The sequence below is a fragment of the Micromonospora citrea genome, assembly GCF_900090315.1.
Taxonomy (GTDB): Bacteria; Actinomycetota; Actinomycetes; order Mycobacteriales; family Micromonosporaceae; genus Micromonospora; species Micromonospora citrea.
The window spans coordinates 3,539,873-3,556,845 of the sequence record NZ_FMHZ01000002.1 but is presented as its reverse complement, the minus strand read 5'-3'; the positions used below and the strand labels follow the sequence as shown (position 1 = coordinate 3,556,845).

The 16,973-nt window shown below is 73.2% G+C and carries 13 protein-coding genes and 1 pseudogene; 11 read left to right on the top strand and 3 right to left on the bottom strand.

Annotation, left to right across the window (positions count from 1 at the left end):
* The first annotated feature begins 111 nt into the window (after positions 1-111).
* Both GA0070606_RS16290 and GA0070606_RS16285 read left to right on the top strand, forming a co-directional pair.
* Entirely contained in the window at positions 112-624 is a 513-nt protein-coding gene (locus GA0070606_RS16290) for a hypothetical protein (RefSeq protein ID WP_425413052.1), read from the top strand.
* A gap of 28 nt (positions 625-652) precedes the next feature.
* The gene (locus GA0070606_RS16285) at positions 653-2,170 is read left to right on the top strand and encodes a flotillin family protein (protein WP_091100557.1); all 1,518 of its coding nucleotides are present in this window, start codon (positions 653-655) and stop codon (positions 2,168-2,170) included.
* 331 nt (positions 2,171-2,501) lie between these two features.
* Here GA0070606_RS16285 and GA0070606_RS16280 read toward each other — a convergent pair whose 3' ends face one another.
* Complete coding sequence (locus GA0070606_RS16280; RefSeq protein WP_091100554.1) at positions 2,502-3,962, bottom strand: CCA tRNA nucleotidyltransferase; 1,461 nt, start codon at positions 3,960-3,962, stop codon at positions 2,502-2,504.
* Positions 3,963-4,094: 132 nt separating this feature from the next.
* Here GA0070606_RS16280 and murJ point away from each other — a divergent pair, with 132 nt between their 5' ends.
* From murJ to GA0070606_RS16245, 7 genes are all read left to right on the top strand, one after another.
* On the top strand, positions 4,095-5,846 hold the full coding sequence (gene murJ / locus GA0070606_RS16275) for a murein biosynthesis integral membrane protein MurJ (RefSeq protein ID WP_091100550.1): 1,752 nt from the start codon (positions 4,095-4,097) through the stop codon (positions 5,844-5,846).
* Positions 5,847-6,296: 450 nt separating this feature from the next.
* Positions 6,297-7,907: a protein kinase family protein gene (locus tag GA0070606_RS16270; RefSeq protein WP_091100547.1), complete on the top strand. Its 1,611-nt coding sequence runs from the start codon at positions 6,297-6,299 to the stop codon at positions 7,905-7,907.
* 43 nt (positions 7,908-7,950) lie between these two features.
* A complete protein-coding gene (gene sigM, locus GA0070606_RS16265; protein WP_091107803.1) occupies positions 7,951-8,787 on the top strand; it encodes an RNA polymerase sigma factor SigM in 837 nt (278 codons plus the stop codon).
* A complete protein-coding gene (locus GA0070606_RS16260) occupies positions 8,784-9,761 on the top strand; it encodes a hypothetical protein (RefSeq protein WP_091100543.1) in 978 nt (325 codons plus the stop codon). Before sigM ends, GA0070606_RS16260 begins: the two co-directional genes overlap by 4 nt.
* 181 nt (positions 9,762-9,942) lie before the next feature.
* Positions 9,943-10,896: a thioredoxin-disulfide reductase gene (gene trxB, locus GA0070606_RS16255; RefSeq protein ID WP_091100540.1), complete on the top strand. Its 954-nt coding sequence runs from the start codon at positions 9,943-9,945 to the stop codon at positions 10,894-10,896.
* A gap of 32 nt (positions 10,897-10,928) precedes the next feature.
* Positions 10,929-11,252 carry a thioredoxin gene (gene trxA / locus GA0070606_RS16250; RefSeq protein WP_091100536.1) on the top strand — a complete coding sequence of 108 codons (324 nt, stop codon included), beginning with the start codon at positions 10,929-10,931 and terminating at the stop codon, positions 11,250-11,252.
* A 150-nt stretch (positions 11,253-11,402) separates the two neighbouring features.
* A complete protein-coding gene (locus GA0070606_RS16245; protein WP_091100532.1) occupies positions 11,403-12,566 on the top strand; it encodes an N-acetylmuramoyl-L-alanine amidase in 1,164 nt (387 codons plus the stop codon).
* Positions 12,567-12,612: 46 nt separating this feature from the next.
* Here GA0070606_RS16245 and GA0070606_RS16240 read toward each other — a convergent pair whose 3' ends face one another.
* Positions 12,613-13,278 (bottom strand): GNAT family N-acetyltransferase, encoded by a 666-nt coding sequence (locus GA0070606_RS16240; RefSeq protein WP_091100528.1) that lies wholly within the window; start codon positions 13,276-13,278, stop codon positions 12,613-12,615.
* A gap of 293 nt (positions 13,279-13,571) precedes the next feature.
* On the opposite strand from GA0070606_RS16240, the gene GA0070606_RS16235 reads away from it, so the two are divergent.
* Positions 13,572-14,885: an aminotransferase-like domain-containing protein gene (locus tag GA0070606_RS16235; RefSeq protein WP_091100525.1), complete on the top strand. Its 1,314-nt coding sequence runs from the start codon at positions 13,572-13,574 to the stop codon at positions 14,883-14,885.
* 7 nt (positions 14,886-14,892) lie between these two features.
* Entirely contained in the window at positions 14,893-15,891 is a 999-nt protein-coding gene (locus tag GA0070606_RS16230) for a D-alanine--D-alanine ligase family protein (protein WP_091100521.1), read from the top strand.
* A gap of 222 nt (positions 15,892-16,113) precedes the next feature.
* Here GA0070606_RS16230 and GA0070606_RS16225 read toward each other — a convergent pair.
* Positions 16,114-16,896, bottom strand: a pseudogene (locus tag GA0070606_RS16225) (hypothetical protein); the annotation flags it as partial.
* Positions 16,897-16,973 lie beyond the last annotated feature (77 nt).

Below are 16,973 nucleotides of genomic sequence, written 5' to 3'. Positions count from 1 at the left end.
CGGCGTGCACCGGCCGGCCCGCCCACGAGGTAGGCGCCGTCGGCGGGACCCGAGCGCGCTCACCTGCGGTTCGGTGATGGCACGTTGCGCGGTGTCGATACCGTGCCGGGCGTGGCCACGGGGACACTGATCTTCCTCATCATCGGCGGAGCGGGCGTCGCGGTGCTCGCGTTCGCCCTGCTCGGCACCGAGCTGTTCCACCTCGGCAACCCGGACTTCGACGGCCCGGTGTCGGTGGAGGCGGTCGCCGGGTTCGCGGGCGCGCTCGGCTTCGGCGCCGCGATCGTCAACGAACTGCTCGGTGGGCGTACCCCCGCGATGATCGCGGCGGCGGTGGCCGGCGGCGTCGTCGCGGGCGTGCCCACCGCGTGGGCGGCGTCCCGGCTGAGCCGGGCGGCCCGCGACATGCGCACCGACCCCACCCCCACCCGGCACCACCTGGTCGGCGCCCTCGGCCTCGTCGTCACCCCGGTCCCCGCCGACGGTTACGGCGAGGTCCGGGTCCGGGTCGCCGGCCAGCCGGTCAAGCTCAACGCCCGCGCCGACCGGCCGATCCCGGTCGGCGCCCAGATCTTCGTGGTCGAGGCGCTCAGCGAGACCAGCGTGCACGTCGAAACCTACTGAACCCCCTCATAGAACACAGGACGGTCACATGCCCCTGCTCATCGCCATCGGCGGCGCGGTCCTCCTCGTCCTCCTGCTCGTGCTCTTCGTGCTCTCCCGGATCAAGGTCGCCGGCCCGAACGAGGCCTTCATCGTCACCGGCCGCAAGGGCCGCACCACCCAGACCGCCGACGGCGGCAGGTCGACCGACATGTCCGGGCAGAAGGTCGTGCTCGGCGCCTCGGTCTTCGTCCTGCCCGTGGTGCAGAAGCTCCAGTCGCTCGACCTGTCCAGCCGCCGGATCAACGTCGACATCCACGGCGCGGTCAGCAAGCAGGGCATCCGCGCCGACCTGCACGGCGTCGCGATCGTCAAGGTCGGCGGCACCGAGGACGCGATCCGGGCCGCCGCCCAGCGCTTCCTGCACCAGCAGGACGAGATCGAGGACTTCACGCGGGAGGTGCTCGCCGGCGCGCTGCGCTCGATCGTCGGCCGGCTCACCGTCGAGGAGGTCATCGGAGACCGGGCTGCGTTCGCCAGCGCGGTCGCCGAGGAGGCCGAGCACTCGATGACCAACCAGGGCCTGGTGCTGGACACCTTCCAGCTCCAGGACATCCTGACCGAGGGCTCCTACCTGCAGGACCTGGGCCGGCCGGAGGCGGCCCGGGTGCTCAAGGACGCGGCGATCGCCGAGGCGCGCGCCCGCCAGCAGGCCGAGCAGGAGCGGCTGCTCGCCGAGGAGGCCATCGCCGAGGCCAACCGGAACCTGTCGCTCAAGCAGGCCGCCATCCAGGCCGAGATCGACGCGGCCAAGGCCAGGTCGGCGGCGGCTGGGCCGCTCGCCCAGGCCGAGCGGGACCAGGCGATCCTCTCCGAGCAGCAGAAGGTGGCTGAGCGCAACGCCGAACTCAAGCAGCGTCAGCTCGACACCGAGGTGCGCAAGCCGGCCGACGCCGCCCGCTACAAGGTGGAGCAGGAGGCCGAGGCGGCCCGCAACGCGGCCGTGTTGAACGCCGACGCGCAACGTCAGGCCGTCATCGCGGCCGCCCAGGCCGCCGCCGAGCAGGCCAAACTCACCGGTGAGGGCGAGCGGGCCCGCCGGGCCGCGCTGGCCGAGGCCAACGCGATCGAGGGCGCCAAGGAGGGTGAGGCCGAGCAGCGCCGGCGTTCCGCCATCGCCGAGGCGGTCGAGCGGGAGGGTGCGGCCGAGGCCGCAGCCATCCTGGCCAAGGGCCAGGCCGAGGCCGACGCGATGGCCCGCAAGGCCGAGGCCTTCGCGGCGTACGGCGAGGCCGCCGTGCTGGACCTGCTGGTCAAGGTGCTGCCGCAGGTCGTCGAGGCGGCCAGCGCCCCGATCGGCGCGATCGACAAGATGACCGTCATCTCGACCGACGGCGCCTCGTCCCTGACGAAGTCGGTGGCGGGCAACGTCGCCCAGGGGCTCCAGCTCGGCAGCGACCTGACCGGCATCGACCTGGCCGGCCTGCTGGCGAAGCTCGGCTCGGCGGCGTCGGCTCCCGGCAACGGCAAGCCGCCGGTCGACGGCACGGCGGTCGAGACCCGCTGACGCCACCCGGGCAGCGGTCGGTCCGCTGAGCACGACAGGGCGCCGTCCCCGCCATAGGGCGGCGCCCTGCTCGTACGGTTGGGTCGGACCTACCCAGTGCTTCGTCTTCAACCGATGATCGGGTAACCGCTGGCGCAACCAGGATCGTCACGGTGTCCGTCGGCGAGGATCCACACTCGGGGCCGCTGTCGAGCTGATGTCGCAGACGATTCACCGCCGGCCGGTGCCGGAGCGGCCCGGACGATGCCTGATGTCACAGACGACTCAGCTCGACAGCGTCGTCATACGACCCTCCGCCCGAGCCCCGGCTCGGCGGCCACCACGGCCCGGACTAGCCGACGATGCCCTCGTCGCGGGCCCAGCGCAGCAGCTCCGCCTCGGCCTCGTCGCGGTCCAGCGGTCCGCGCTCCAGTCGCAGCTCCTTGAGGTGCTTCCAGGCCCGGCCGACCACCGGCCCCGGCGGCACGCCGAGCAGCTCCATGATCGCGTTGCCGTCCAGGTCGGGCCGGACCCTCGCCAGGTCCTCCTCGGCGGCGATCCGGGCGATCCGCTCCTCCAGCGCGTCGTAGTCCGCGGCGAGCTGGGCCGCCTTGCGGCGGTTGCGGGTCGTGCAGTCCGAACGGGTCAGCTTGTGCAGGCGCGGCAGCAGGTCGCCGGCGTCGGCGACGTAGCGGCGCACCGCCGAGTCGGTCCACTCGCCCCGGCCGTAGCCGTAGAAGCGCAGGTGCAGTGCGACCAGTGCGGTGACCTTGGAGGTGATCTCCTTCGGGTAGCGCAGCGCCTTCATCCGGGCCTTCGTCAGCCGGGCGCCGACCACCTCGTGGTGGTGGAAGCTGACCCGGCCGTCCGTGCCGACCGCCTTGGTGGCCGGCTTGCCGACGTCGTGCATCAGCGCGGCCATCCGCAGGATGAAGTCCGGCCCCTCCGTCTCGTACGAGACGGCGTTGCTGACCACCGTGAGGGTGTGCTCGTAGACGTCCTTGTGCTGGGCGTGCTCGTCGATCTCCAGCTTGAGCCCGGTCAGCTCGGGCAGGAAGCGCTCGGCGAGACCGGTGTCGACCAGCAGCCGCAGACCCGTGATCGGGTCGGCGCCGCAGAGCAGCTTGGTGAATTCGTCACGGATCCGCTCGGCCGTGATCCGGTCCAGGTCGCCGGCCATCCGGGTCATCGCCGCGTACGTCTCGGGATGCACCGCGAAGCGCAGCTGTGCGGCGAACCGGGCCGCGCGCAGCATCCGCAGCGGGTCGTCGCCGAACGACTCCGCCGGGGTGCCCGGGGTGCGGATCACCTTCGCGGCGAGGTCGTCCAGGCCGCCGTGCGGGTCGGTGAAGCGGTGCTCGGGCAGGCTGACCGCCATCGCGTTGATGGTGAAGTCGCGCCGCCGCAGGTCCTCGGCGAGGTCGGTGCCGTACTCGACGACGGGGTTGCGGCTGACCTGGTCGTACGACTCGGCGCGGAAGGTGGTGATCTCCAGCCGCAGCCCGTCGCGCTGGCACCCGATGGTGCCGAACTCGCGGCCGGTCTCCCAGATCGACTCGGCCCAGCCGCGCACGACGCGCAGGGTCTCGTCGGGGTGCGCGTCGGTGCAGAAATCGAGGTCGTCGCCGAGGCGGCCGAGCAGGGCGTCGCGTACCGAGCCGCCCACCAGGTGCAGCTCGTGGCCGGCCCGGGCGAACCGGCGGCCCAGCTCGTCGGCGACCGGGGAGACGCGGAGCAGTTCGGCGACGGCGTTGCGCTGCGCGGCGGTGAGCTCGCGGCGGTCGGCGGCGTGGGGAGCGGAGGCTTCGGACATGGGAGCGCCAGACTATCGGTCCCGGCGGGGATGCGGTCCGCCGGGCGCGGGTAACGGGTGGCCGTTGACTATCGTCTGTGACGTGCGGGCCGTGCCCGGCTCGGACCTACCCCTCTGCCTTGGAGGCGCAAGATGAGCGGCGGTCTCTACCGCAGCGCGAACGCCGCACAGGGCGGCGCCGCGCCCGGCCGGCCGTCGGACGGCGCCACGTTCATCTCCGCCGAGCCGCTGAACCAGCCGGCCATGGAGTCGACCGCGCCGCCGCAGGAGCAGGTGGGCGAGGCCAGCGCCGCGACCAACAGCGCGGTGATGGCCATCGGCAGCCTCGTCAGCCGGGGTACGGGCTTCCTGCGCAACCTGGTGATCGCGGCGGCGCTCGGCGGCGCGCTGGTCGGTGACGCGTACACCACGGCGCAGATCCTGCCCGGGATGGTCTACGAGTTCCTGCTCGGTGGCGTGCTGACCAGCGTGCTGATCCCGGTGCTGGTGCGCCGGCGCAAGGCCGACGCCGACGGCGGCCAGGCGTACACCCAGCGGCTGCTCACCCTCGCGGTGCTCGCGCTCGGCGCGGCGGCCCTGCTCGCCGTCCTCTTCGCCACGCAGTTGACCTGGCTCTACGGCAGCGGCGAGTCGACGAACGACTACTCGGCTCTGGTCACGGCGCTGAGTCGCCTGATGCTGCCGATCATCTTCTTCTCCGGGCTCAGCGCGCTGATCAGCGCGGTGCTCAACACCCGGGGGCACTTCGCCGCCCCGATGTGGGCGCCGATCCTCAACAACCTCGTGGTGATCGCCACCGCCGGGCTCTACATCGCGGTCTTCGGCGCGGAGATCGTGCAGCCGGGCGAGATGACCGCCGGGCGGATCCTGCTGATCGGCGGCGGCACCCTGCTCGGCGTGGCGATCCAGGTCGCCGGCCTGCTGCCGGCGCTGCGCAAGGTCGGCTTCCGGTGGAGGTTCCGGTTCGACTTCCGGGAGCTCGGGCTGCGCGAGCTGGGCCGGCTCGGGGCCTGGATGTTCTGCTACGTCGCGGTCAGCCAGATCGGCCTGATCGTGCTGTTCAACCTGCTGAACCGGGCCGGCCGGGAGAACGCCGCCGGCCCGCTGATCTACAACAACGTCTTCCTGCTGCTGATGATGGCGCACGGCATCATCGCCGTCTCGATCATCACCGCGCTGATGCCCCGGATGAGCGCCGCCGCCGCCGACGGCCGGTACGCCGACCTCGCCGCCGACCTGTCCCGGGGCACCCGGACGGTGACCGCGGTGCTCGCGCCGATCGCGGTCTGCTACGCCGTCCTCGCCACCCCGATCGCGTTCACCCTGTTCCGGTTCGGCGCCTTCAACGAGGACAACGCCGCCGCCACCTCCGTGGTGCTGCTGGCCGCCGCGCTGGCGTTGGTGCCCTTCGCGGTGAGCCAGCTGTTCACCTTCGCCTTCTACGCGCTGCCCGACACCCGCACGCCGGCGCTGATCAACATTCCGGTGGTGGCCCTGCGCATCGGGGTGCAGGTCGTGCTCTTCGTGGCCTTCTCGGCGAGCTTCGCCGGCGCCGGCATGATGATCGGAAACACGGTCTCGTACGTGGCCGCCGCGATCGCCTCGGCCTGGCTGCTCCGGCCCCGGGTCGGCCGGATCGGGCTCGGCGGGATCATGCGTACCCTCGGCCGGGTGGTGGTCGCGGCGCTCGGCGCGGCGGTGGCGGGCCTGATCGTGGTCAAGCTGCTGCCCGGCGACGACACGCCGACCCGCCTGGAGGCCATCGTCCAGCTCGTGGTCGGCGGCGCGGTGATCGGCGGGACGTACCTCGGGCTGGCGATGGCGCTGCGGATCGGCGAGATCACCGAGGTGGTGGGGATGGTCCGCCGCCGGCTGGGCCGCTGACGGAGGCCGCCGGCGGCCCGGTGGATGGTCCACACGCTCTGTGAACGAGGATCACCAGCCTGGGGATGCGCCTGTGGATAACTTCGCGATTCGCCGCTCAGCCGCCGGACGGCCCTGTGGATAACCAGCCGTACGGCTGAGTATGGGCGGCACGGCCGGGGGGAAAGCCGGCGGACGTCGGCGTCGCCGGCACACCGGCCCGGCCCCACCGGCGGGCACTTGCGGTCAACCTCTAGATTGGCTAGTACATGTGCCAGCAACGTGGCTGACAACGGTCGTAACCGGACAAGTCGATCACCTGCCGGCAGCCCGGGCCGAGAGCGGCGCGAAGATGACATGTCGGGGAGACGGCCAACCCGGGTAAGGTCGCTCTCGACGGGTACGGCAGGCGCCGACGCTCCGCGTCGACACCGGTCGGCCGGTTCCTTCGAAGGCAGAGCGGGAAGCCACATGCCCAGCAGCGCGGGTCCATCGATCGACACGATCACCGAGGGAGGACGGGTGACCCAGGTCGGCGAGGGTCAGGAGGCGGAGGAGAGCGCTCCGCAGGTCATGACCTTCGGTGCTCCCACGGCCGGTGAGATCCTCGCCGAGCGTTACGAGCTGGTCGAGCACATCAACAACGACAGCGCGGGTCGGCTGGTCTGGCGGGGCGTCGACGTCATCCTGCGCCGCCCTGTCGCGGTCGTGCTGCGCTACCCGGGTGGCGACTCCGCCACCGAGATGCTCCAGGGGGCCGTCGCCGCCAGCCGGGTCATCCACCCCAACCTGGTCGGCGTCTACGACGCGATCGACGAGGCCGATCGGGCGTACGTGGTGCGCGAGTGGGTCGACGGGCAGTCCCTGCGCGAGCTGGCCGCCGACGGCCCGCTGGACCCGGCCCGGGCCACCACCATCGGCAACGCCGTCGCCAGCGCCCTCGCCGCCGTGCACGCCACCGACATGGTGCACGGCAACGTCCACCCCGGCACGGTGATGATCAGCGATGACGGCCGGGTCGTGCTGGCCGACGCGCGCACCGACGGCGACGACACCCAGCAGAGCGACGTCCGCGCGGTCGGCGGGATCCTCTACTTCGCCCTGACCGGGCACTGGCCGCACGCCGAGGCTCCGCTGCGCGGCGCGACCGCCGGCCACGGCCGGGCCGCCATCCCCGACGCCGTCCGCGACGCCGACGGCAGGATCGCCGCTCCCCGGCAGGTCCGGGCGGGCGTGCCGGCGTACCTCGACGACCTCACCATGGACCTGCTCGACGCCGAGATCGCGCCGCCCTCGTCGGACGTGCTCGCCGCCGAGCTGGCCCGGCTCGACGTGCCGGCCGACGAGCAGTTCCTCGACAACAGCGGCCCGCTGCGCTTCGCCGCCGACACCGGCGACGAGCCGTCCCCGCTGGCGGCGGCCGGCGGCCGCAAGGTCGCCATCGGCATCGCCGGCCTGCTGGCGGTGGCCCTGGTCGGCCTGCTGATCGGCATCAGCGCCCTGCGCGGCGGCGGCGACGAGAGCCCGCGGACCAACCCGGTCGCCGCGCCCTCGTCCAACCCGCCGGCCGACGGGGCGACGCCGGCCGCCGCCGCGGTCCGGGAGCTGAAGATCAGCGCCGCGCGGATCATCGACGATCCGAAGGGTGATCGGGAGGAGCTGCGGAACGCCGAGCGGGTGCACGACGGCGACGAGGACAAGGGCTGGGAGACCCAGACCTACGTCGGGCACGCCAACTTCGGCAACATCAAGCAGGGCATGGGGGTCTGGATCGACCTCGGCGGCGAGCACACCGTCAAGTCCGTGCAGGTGCTCCTCTCCGCCCGGGGCGCCTCCGCGCGGCTGCTGACCGGAACGTCCAACCCGCCCTCCTCGTCCAAGGGCGACGGCCAGCTCTACGCCGCATACAAGGGCAATCTGATCGGACAGCCGTTCGAGGAGCACGACGGCACCAAGATGACCTTCAACGGCTTCGACGCCGACACGAAATACCGCTACCTGCTGTTCTGGATCACCGAGCTGCCGCCGAGCGACGGCGGCTACAAGCTCGGCGTCCAGGAGATCACGGTCCACGGGTCGTGAGCCGACCGCCACGCCCCGGCCACCCCGTCCGACGGACGTGGTGATGGGCGAAGGCGGCAGACGGACGACCGGCGGGCCGGTGGGCGGAGCGAGCGGCCCACCGGTCGCGGCGTCGGTGCCTGCGACGGACGTCGAGCTCCTGCACGCCCACGTGGCCGGCGACCGGTACGCCTTCACCGAGCTCTTCCACCGGCACCGCGACCGGCTCTGGGCGGTGGCCCTGCGCACGCTCGGCGACCGCGAGGAGGCCGCCGACGCCCTGCAGGACGCGCTGCTGTCCGCGCACCGCGCCGCCGGCCGGTTCCGGGGCGAGTCTGCGGTCACCACCTGGCTGCACCGGATCGTCGTGAACGCCTGCCTGGACCGGATCCGCCGCCGGCAGGCGCATCCCACGGTGCCGCTGCCGGACGGGGTCCGGGACGGCGGTCCGGACTCCGCCACCGGGGGCGTGGAGCCCGCGGCGCCCGTCCAGGACCACGACACGGCGCTCGTCGTCCGCCAGGCCCTCGCCGGGCTGCCGGCCGAGCAGCGGGCGGCGCTGATCCTGGTCGACGTGCAGGGCTATCCGGTGGCCGAGGTGGCCAGGATCCTCGGCGTCGCCGAGGGGACGGTCAAGAGCCGGTGCGCCCGGGGCCGGGCCCGCCTGGCGGCGCAGCTCGGACACCTCCGTCCCGGAGCCGCACCGCAGCGGCGGGAGTCGCCGCAACAGCAGGGTTCACCGCAACAGCAGGAGTCGTCGCGGGAACGGACGGCGTCACAGCCCGCCCCGGCGGCGGGTCCGGACGTGCCGGCCGTCACCCGAGGGAACCCGGGGCCGCCCGAGGGCGTCCGATCAGGGTCGGGACGGTCTCGGCAGGGTGCCCACCAGGAGGACGCGTGACGGCCCGGGGGTTCGGAGAGGTCGACCACGACCTGCTCGCCGACTATGTCGGCGGGGCGCTCGACGGCACCCCGGACGAGGCGGTCGTGGCCCGCCTGGTCGACGAGGACGAGGCCTGGGCGGCGGCGTACGCGCTGCTGGCTCCCGCCGTGGCGGGCGTACGCGCCGACCTGGCCGCCTGGGCCGCGCCCGCGCCGGAGATGCCCGCGGACGTCACCGACCGCCTCCTCGCGGCCCTGGCGACCGCCCCCCTGCCCGACCCGGGTGACGACCCGATACCGGCCGAGCCGGGGGCGGGCACGCCGGGCGGGGTGCCGACACAGCCGCTCGGCGGGACCGGGCGACGTCCCGCCGGCGTACCCCGGGCGGATCCCGGCCGTGGCGGGACCACGGGGCCGGGCCGACGGCGCCGCCGCTGGTCCCGGGTGGCCGGCCCGGTCGCGCTCGCCGCGGTGTCGATCGCGGCGGTCGGGCTCGGCGTCAACCAGTTCACCCGGGAGCAGCAGGCCGACAGCGGCGTCGCGGACACGGCGATGTCGCGACCGACGAATCCCGGCCCCGCCGGCCCCGCCGCCACGCCGTTCCGGGCCGGCGAGCCCACGGTGCGCAGCGAGACGGACTACACGCCACAGTCCCTGGCCCAGCTGTCGCCGACGAGGAAGGCGGGGCAGTTCACGCCCGGCTCGCAGCCCGGCGTCCAGGCGGAGGGCGGGCGGCTGCCCGGCAGCGCCGCCGGCCTCGACCGGCTCACCGATCCCGCCGCGTTGGGCGCCTGCATCCGCCAGATCGGCGCCGAGCACGGCAGCGGGCCGCTGGTCGTCGACGTGGTGGAGTACGCCCGGTTCCAGGGCCTGCCGGCGCTGGTCGTCCGGTTCACCGACGCCGCCGGCGCGCGCTGGGCGTGGGCGAGCGGGCCGGAGTGCGGCGTCCCCGGATCCGGCTCGGACAGCCGCTACCGCACGCGGGTAGGGTGAATCCGCGGCCACGGGGCGTTCGACCGTCCACGTGACCTGACCCACCGGATGACCGGCTCGGGAATCCCCGGTTCGTACGATGACGTTCTGCACATCAGGCTGCCGGCACTCGCGAAGGGGCACCGGCATCGGATCGGCATCGGTGCGCGCCGATGGCGAACAACACTATCGGGAGACGGCAGTGGACGAGGTCCGCAACCTGATCATCATCGGCTCAGGGCCGGCCGGCTACACGGCGGCGGTCTATGCGGCGCGCGCCAATCTCAAGCCGCTCATCATCGAGGGCGTGCAGTCCGGTGGCGCGCTGATGACCACGACCGAGGTGGAGAACTTCCCCGGTTTCGCCGACGGCATCCTCGGCCCCGAGCTGATGGACAACATGCGCAAGCAGGCCGAGCGGTTCGGTGCCGAATTCCTCACCGACGACGTGACGCGGGTCGAGCTGACCGACACCGGCAGCGTGGGCTCCGACGCGGTCAGCACCGTCTGGGTGGGTCAGACCGCCTACCGGGCCAAGGCCGTCATCCTCGCCACCGGCTCCGCGTGGCGCCCGCTGGGCGTCCCCGGCGAGCAGGAATACCTCGGCCACGGCGTCTCGTCCTGCGCGACCTGTGACGGCTTCTTCTTCCGCAACCAGCACATCGTGGTCGTCGGCGGCGGTGACTCGGCAATGGAGGAGGCCAGCTTCCTCACCCGGTTCGCCGAGTCGGTCACGATCATCCACCGCCGGGACTCCTTCCGCGCCAGCAAGATCATGGCCGAGCGGGCGCTGGGCAACGACAAGATCAAGGTCGAGTGGAACACGGTGGTCGAGGAGATCCTCGGCGAGGACGGCAAGGTCTCCGGCGTACGGGTGCGCAACACGCACACCGGCGAGTCGAAGGTCCTCGACGTCACCGGCGTCTTCGTCGCCATCGGCCACGACCCGCGCAGCGAGCTCTTCCGGGGTCAGGTGGAGCTGGACGACGAGGGCTACGTGAAGGTCCAGGCGCCGAGCACCCGGACCAGCGTGCCCGGCGTCTTCGCCGCCGGCGACCTGGTGGACCACACCTACCGGCAGGCGATCACCGCCGCCGGTACGGGCTGCGCCGCCGCGCTGGACGCCGAGCGCTTCATCGCCACGCTGCAGGGCTGAACAACCGAAACACATTCCGGAGGAGGGTCATAGTGGGAGCAACGAAGTCGGTCACCGACGCGAGTTTCGCCGCGGACGTGCTGAAGTCCGACAAGCCGGTTCTGGTGGACTTCTGGGCCGAGTGGTGCGGGCCGTGCCGCAAGGTGTCGCCGCTGCTGGAGGAGATCGCCGGCGAGATGGGCGACCAGGTCACCATCGTCAAGGTCAACATCGACGAGAACCCGGAGACCGCCCGTGCCTACCGGGTGATGTCGGTCCCGACCCTCACCGTGTTCAAGAACGGCGAGCCGGTGCAGTCGATCGCCGGCGCCAAGCCGAAGGGCGAGCTGGTCAAGCTCATCGAATCGGCACTCTGAACAGGGCGTTCACACGTCGACCCCGTAGCCGGTCCGCCGGGTGCGGGGTCGACGTCTTTTTCCCGGCACCCCGCACCTCGGGCCCCGGGAGCGCATAGCCTCAACCCGGGGCCGCCCGGCCAGCCAGCGTCCGTGCAGAGGGGGTCGTGCGTGCGTCCGATCCGACCCGGTGACCGTGGACCGGCGGTCACCGAGATCCGTACGGTGCTGACCGGCCTCGACCTGCTCCCGCCGGCGGCACCCGACGCCGACGAGTTCGACGCCCACACCGAACGCGCCGTACGGGCCTTCCAGCAGTCGCGAGGGCTCAGCGTGGACGGCCGGGTCGGTGCGGAGACCTGGCGGGCCCTCGACGCCGCCCGCTGGCGGCTCGGCGCCCGCACCCTCTACCACGCGGTCCCCGAGCCGCTCACCGGCGAGGACGTCCGGTCGCTGCAGGAGCGGCTGCTGGAGATGGGGTACGACGTGGGGCGCGCGGACGCCATCTACGGCGTACGGACCTCCCGGGCGGTCGCCCAGTTCCAGCGCGAGGTCGGGCTGACCCCCGACGGCTCGTGCGGACCGCACACCATGAACGCGCTGCGCCGGCTCGGACGCAAGGTCGTCGGCGGGCGGCCGCAGTGGCTGCGCGAGTCCGACGCCATCCGGCAGTCCGGCCCGACGCTGGTGGGGCGGACCGTGGTGATCGACCCCGGCCACGGGGGCACCGACCCGGGCGTGGTGGTGCCGGACGGGCGGCTGCGGTGGACCGAGGCGGACCTGGTGCACGACCTGGCCAGCCGGCTGGAGGGCCGCCTCGCCGCCTCCGGCGTCCGGGTGCAGCTCACCCGCGGTCCCGCCCCGGAGGCCTGCCTGCCGGACGTCGAGCGGGCGGAACTGGCCAACTCGCTGGGGGCGGACGTGTTCATCTCGCTGCACCTCGACGGGCACGCGAACCCGGCGGCCGAGGGCGTGGCGACCTACCACTACGGCACCGACAACGGCGTCACCTCGGCGACCGGGGAACGGCTCGCCGGGCTCGTGCAGCGGGAGATCGTCGCGCGGACCGGACTGCGCGACTGCCGTACGCACGCCAAGGCGTGGGACCTGCTCCGGCTGACCCGGATGCCGGCCGTACGCGTCGAGGTCGGCTACCTCACCTCGCCCGACGACCGGGCCCGGCTGGTCGACCCCCGGTTCCGGGACCGGGTGGCCGAGGCGGTCGTGGCCGCGGTGCAGCGGATGTACTTCCCGATCGAGCGGGACGTGCCCACCGGCTCGATCGACGTGAGCGAGCTGCGGGCGGTGGTGGCCGCCGGCACGGTGGTGGACTGAGCCGCTGCCGCCCGGAGCCCGCAGCCCAAGGTGGCCGGTGGCCGGGTCAGCCGGCGGTGGAGCGGGTGGCCGGGGCCGGGCGGACGGGACGCAGCAGCGTCTCGGGGCTCATCGAGCCGAGCAGCTTCTCCAGCGCGTACTCGACGTCGGACTTCCAGCTCAGCGCCGTGCGCAACTCCAGGCGGAGCCGGGGGAAGCGGGGGTGCGGGCGGACGGTCTTGAAGCCCACGGAGAGGAAGAAGTCGGCCGGGGCGACGCAGGTGCCGGCCGGATCCGCCGCGTCGCCGAACTTGGCGTCGCCGAACGCCTCGATCGCCTTGATCCCGCGCTTGGTGAGGTCCCGGGCGACCCCCTGGACCAGCATCCGGCCCAGCCCGCCACCGGCGAACGCGGGCACCACGTTGGCCGTCATCAGCAGCGCCGCGTCGGCCGAGACCGGCGAGGTGGGGAACGCCATCGAGCGGGGCACGTAGGCCGGCGGGGCGTACAGGACGAACCCGGCCGGCATGCCGTCGACGTAGACCAACTTGCCGCAGGAGCCCCACTCCAGCAGCGTCTGGGAGACCCACGCCTCCTTCTCCAGCCCCGGGTCGCCCGTGGCGCAGGCGCGGTCCGCCGAGACCGGATCAAGCTCCCAGTAGACGCACTGCCGGCACGGGCGAGGCAGATCCTCCAGGGTGTCGAGGGTCAAGCTGACCAGACGTCGCGACATTGGCGCATCCCCACATTAGGCTCGGAGGTGAGACCGGCACGGAACGACAACGCCGCCTTCCTGCCCCCGACGAGCGATCGTACGCGGATTGCGGACGCCACGGGAGAGGACGCGCGAATGCCCGCCTCCGGGGCACCCACCGACGGTCCGGGATGTGGACGCCGGTCACGCCGCGGCGACTGTCCTGGTCAGGAGCGACTAGGATCGACATCCGGCGTCCCGCGTCGCCATGGCCGCCGGTGTCCCGGGCACGCAGGGGCGGGAGCCACCCGAGCAGCCATCGAGGTGATGTCATGACCGGCACGACGCTCGACGACTACACCGACCGGTACGCCCGCCGCGTGCGGGGCATGACCGCCTCGGAGATCCGCGCGCTCTTCGCGGTGGCCAGCCGTCCCGAGGTGGTCTCGCTCGCCGGCGGCGCGCCCTACATCGCCGCGCTGCCGCTCGACGCGGTCGGTGAGATGCTCGGCCGGCTCGGCGCCGAGCACGGCGCCACCACCCTCCAGTACGGCATCGGCCAGGGCACCCCAGAGCTGCGCGAGCGGATCTGCGAGGTGATGGCGCTCTCCGGCATCGACGCCGCCTGCGGGGCCTCCCCGGAGGACGTGGTGGTCACCGTCGGCGGGCAGCAGGCGCTCGACCTGGTGGCCCGGCTCTTCCTCGACCCGGGTGACGTGGTGCTCGCCGAGGGCCCGACCTACGTCGGCGCGCTCGGGGTGTTCCAGGCCGCCCAGGCGCAGGTGGTGCACGTGCCGATGGACGACGACGGGCTGATCCCGGAGGCGCTCGAGACGGCCATCGCCGAGCAGGCCCGCGCCGGCCGGCGGGTGAAGTTCCTCTACACCATCCCGACCTACCAGAACCCGACCGGCGTGACGCTCACCGAGCAGCGCCGGGAGCGGGTGCTCGACATCTGCGAGCGGGCCGGCCTGCTGGTCGTCGAGGACGACCCGTACGGCCAACTGGGCTTCGAGGGGGAGGCGCCGGCTCCGCTGCGCGCGCGCCGCCGCGACGGCGTCTTCTACCTCAGCACCTTCTCCAAGACCTTCGCCCCGGGGCTGCGGGTGGGCTGGATCCTCGCGCCGCACGCCGTCCGCGACAAGCTGGTCATCGCCAGCGAGGCGCAGATCCTCTGCCCGAGCGGCTACGCGCAGGCTGCCGTCTCGACCTACCTCGGCACGATGCCCTGGCGGGAGCAGCTCAAGGTCTACCGCGAGGTCTACCGGGAGCGGCGCGACGCGATGCTCGCCGCGCTGGAGGACCTGATGCCGGCGGGCACCACCTGGACGACGCCGGGCGGCGGCCTCTTCGTCTGGGCGACCCTGCCCGACGGCCTGGACTCCAAGGCGATGATGCCGCGGGCGATCGCGGCCCGGGTCGCATACGTGCCCGGCACCGGCTTCTACGCCGACGGCACCGGCAGCGGCAACATGCGGCTCAACTTCTCCTTCCCACCTCCCGAGCGGATCCGCGAGGGGGTGCGCCGGCTGGCCGGCGTGATGGAGCAGGACATCGCCATGCGGCGGGTGTTCGGCGCCGTCGGCCGTCCCGGGACGCGGCGCGGGCAGGCCGGCTCGGACGCCCCGGGTCCCGACTTGGCATGATTTCGGCATGGCTCCCACCGCTGCCGACCGTTCCGTCGTGACCGACTCCGCCGTCACCGCCGACCTGCGGGTGCTGGTGCTCGCCGGCGGCCTCTCCTACGAACGTGACGTCTCGCTCCGGTCCGGTCGTCGGGTGCTCGACGCCCTGCGCGCCGTCGGGATGGACGCCGAGCTGCGGGACGCCGACGTGAGCCTGCTGCCGGCCCTGAGCGCCGACCCGCCGGACGCCGTCGTCATCGCCCTGCACGGTGCGACCGGGGAGGACGGATCGCTGCGCGGCGTGCTCGACCTGTGCGGCGTCCCGTACGTGGGGTGCGACGCCCGCGCTTCCCGGCTCGCCTGGGACAAGCCGTCCGCCAAGGCGGTGCTCCGCGAGGCCGGCATCCCCACCCCCGACTGGGTGGCGCTCCCGCACGACCGCTTCTCCGAGCTGGGCGCGGTGGCGGTGCTGGACCGGATCGTCGACCGGTTGGCGCTGCCGCTGATGGTGAAGCCCGCCCAGGGCGGCTCGGGGCTGGGCGCCGCCGTGGTCCGGGACGCCGCGTCCCTGCCGGCCGCGATGGTCGGCTGTTTCGCGTACGACCAGACGGCGCTGGTCGAGCGGTACGTGCCCGGCATGGACGTGGCGGTCTCGGTGGTCGACCTGGGCGACGGACCGCGCGCCCTGCCGGCGGTGGAGATCGTGCCCCGCAACGGCGTCTACGACTACGCCGCCCGCTACACCGCCGGCCGGACGACCTGGCACACGCCGGCGCGGCTGGAGCCGGAGGTGGCCGACGCGGTCGCCGAGGTCGCGCTCGCCGCACACACCGCGCTCGGTCTGCGTGACCTCAGTCGCGTCGACCTGATCGTGGACTCCGCGGGGCGGCCGCACGTGCTGGAGGTCAACGTCTCGCCGGGGATGACCGAGACCTCGCTGCTGCCGCTCGCAGTGCAGGCGGCCGGGCTGGACTTCGGCACGCTGATCGGCACGCTCGTGGGACGCGCGGCGAAGCGCCACGACTGACCCGACCCCGTTCCTCCGCCACGGGCGGCCAGCCGGATCCCCGGTGGCCGCCCGTGCCGCGTCACTCGCCGGACGGCCGACCGGATGCGGGGTGGCCGCACCGGCATCCCACCCGACCGCTACCCGGCCGCCCGTGCCGCGTCACCTGCCGGACGGCCGACCGGATCCGAGTTGTCGTCCGGCGTTCCATCCGGCCGCAACCCGGCCGCCCGTGGCGCGTCAGTCGCCGGGCGGTCGGCCGTCCGGGGCGGCGGTCTCTTCTGCCCGGTGTTCCGTGGTTCCGTCGACCCGGTCCTCGGCGGTCTCGTCCGCCCGGTGCTCGACCGGCGGGAGGGGCGTCTCCTCGCTGGACCCGATCACCGAAACGGCCTCGCCTTCCGGCGCCTCTAGGTCGACGGAAAGCTGTCCGGTAAAGCTGGACGGGGCCTGCCACTGAATACGCGACGGTTCGGCGAGAGGCCGCCCTCCGAACTCCGCCAGCCACGCGGCGACGAGGGCGAGGTTCTCTCGCCACTGCGCCTCGGAGATGGGCGGCAGGATCGAATCCCACAGGGAGAGGAAGGTTCCGCGAAGCTGGAGCCGGCCGTAGGGCCGGGCGAGGAACCACATGTGCAGGTGCGCCGAACCGTCGCCCCAACGGTTGACGTGGACCCGGGCGACCCCGTCCAGGGAACGGATCGCCCGCTCCAGGCGGACGGTCATCACCCCCAGCTCGGCGGCGAGCAGGTTCGGCAGGTCCCCGAGATCCAGATGCGAACGTGATTCCAGGATCAGCACCATCGGCAGCCCGGTGGGGCGGTCCATGGCGCGCACCCGCCAGCGCTCGCCCACCCAGATGTAGGCGTCGTCGGGGGCGGTGCAGGCGGTGCATTCCCGGTGCCCCTCGCCCCGGCGGGGCGGTTCGACGGGGACCGGGTCATCGAGTTGCTTGACACGAAGGTCGCCCTCGAAGGGAAAGGACGGCCACTGGGTGAAGTCCGGGACTGAGGGAGGGGTGTCGCGCACGCCGCTGACACTAACCGCTTCCGGCACTGCTGTCCCTACCCGAGAGATCGGCCGACCAGTCCGTCCAAGCGGTCGGA

Excerpts from the sequence above, each read along its gene's own strand:
- sigM (WP_091107803.1), top strand. The coding sequence starts at position 7,951 with ATGGGCGAAGGCGGCAGACGGACGACCGGCGGGCCGGTGGGCGGAGCG.
- GA0070606_RS16280 (WP_091100554.1), bottom strand. The coding sequence starts at position 3,962 with ATGTCCGAAGCCTCCGCTCCCCACGCCGCCGACCGCCGCGAGCTCACC.
- GA0070606_RS16240 (WP_091100528.1), bottom strand. The coding sequence starts at position 13,278 with ATGTCGCGACGTCTGGTCAGCTTGACCCTCGACACCCTGGAGGATCTG.
- GA0070606_RS16230 (WP_091100521.1), top strand. The coding sequence starts at position 14,893 with ATGGCTCCCACCGCTGCCGACCGTTCCGTCGTGACCGACTCCGCCGTC.
- murJ (WP_091100550.1), top strand. The coding sequence starts at position 4,095 with ATGAGCGGCGGTCTCTACCGCAGCGCGAACGCCGCACAGGGCGGCGCC.
- GA0070606_RS16235 (WP_091100525.1), top strand. The coding sequence starts at position 13,572 with ATGACCGGCACGACGCTCGACGACTACACCGACCGGTACGCCCGCCGC.
- GA0070606_RS16270 (WP_091100547.1), top strand. The coding sequence starts at position 6,297 with ATGCCCAGCAGCGCGGGTCCATCGATCGACACGATCACCGAGGGAGGA.
- GA0070606_RS16285 (WP_091100557.1), top strand. The coding sequence starts at position 653 with ATGCCCCTGCTCATCGCCATCGGCGGCGCGGTCCTCCTCGTCCTCCTG.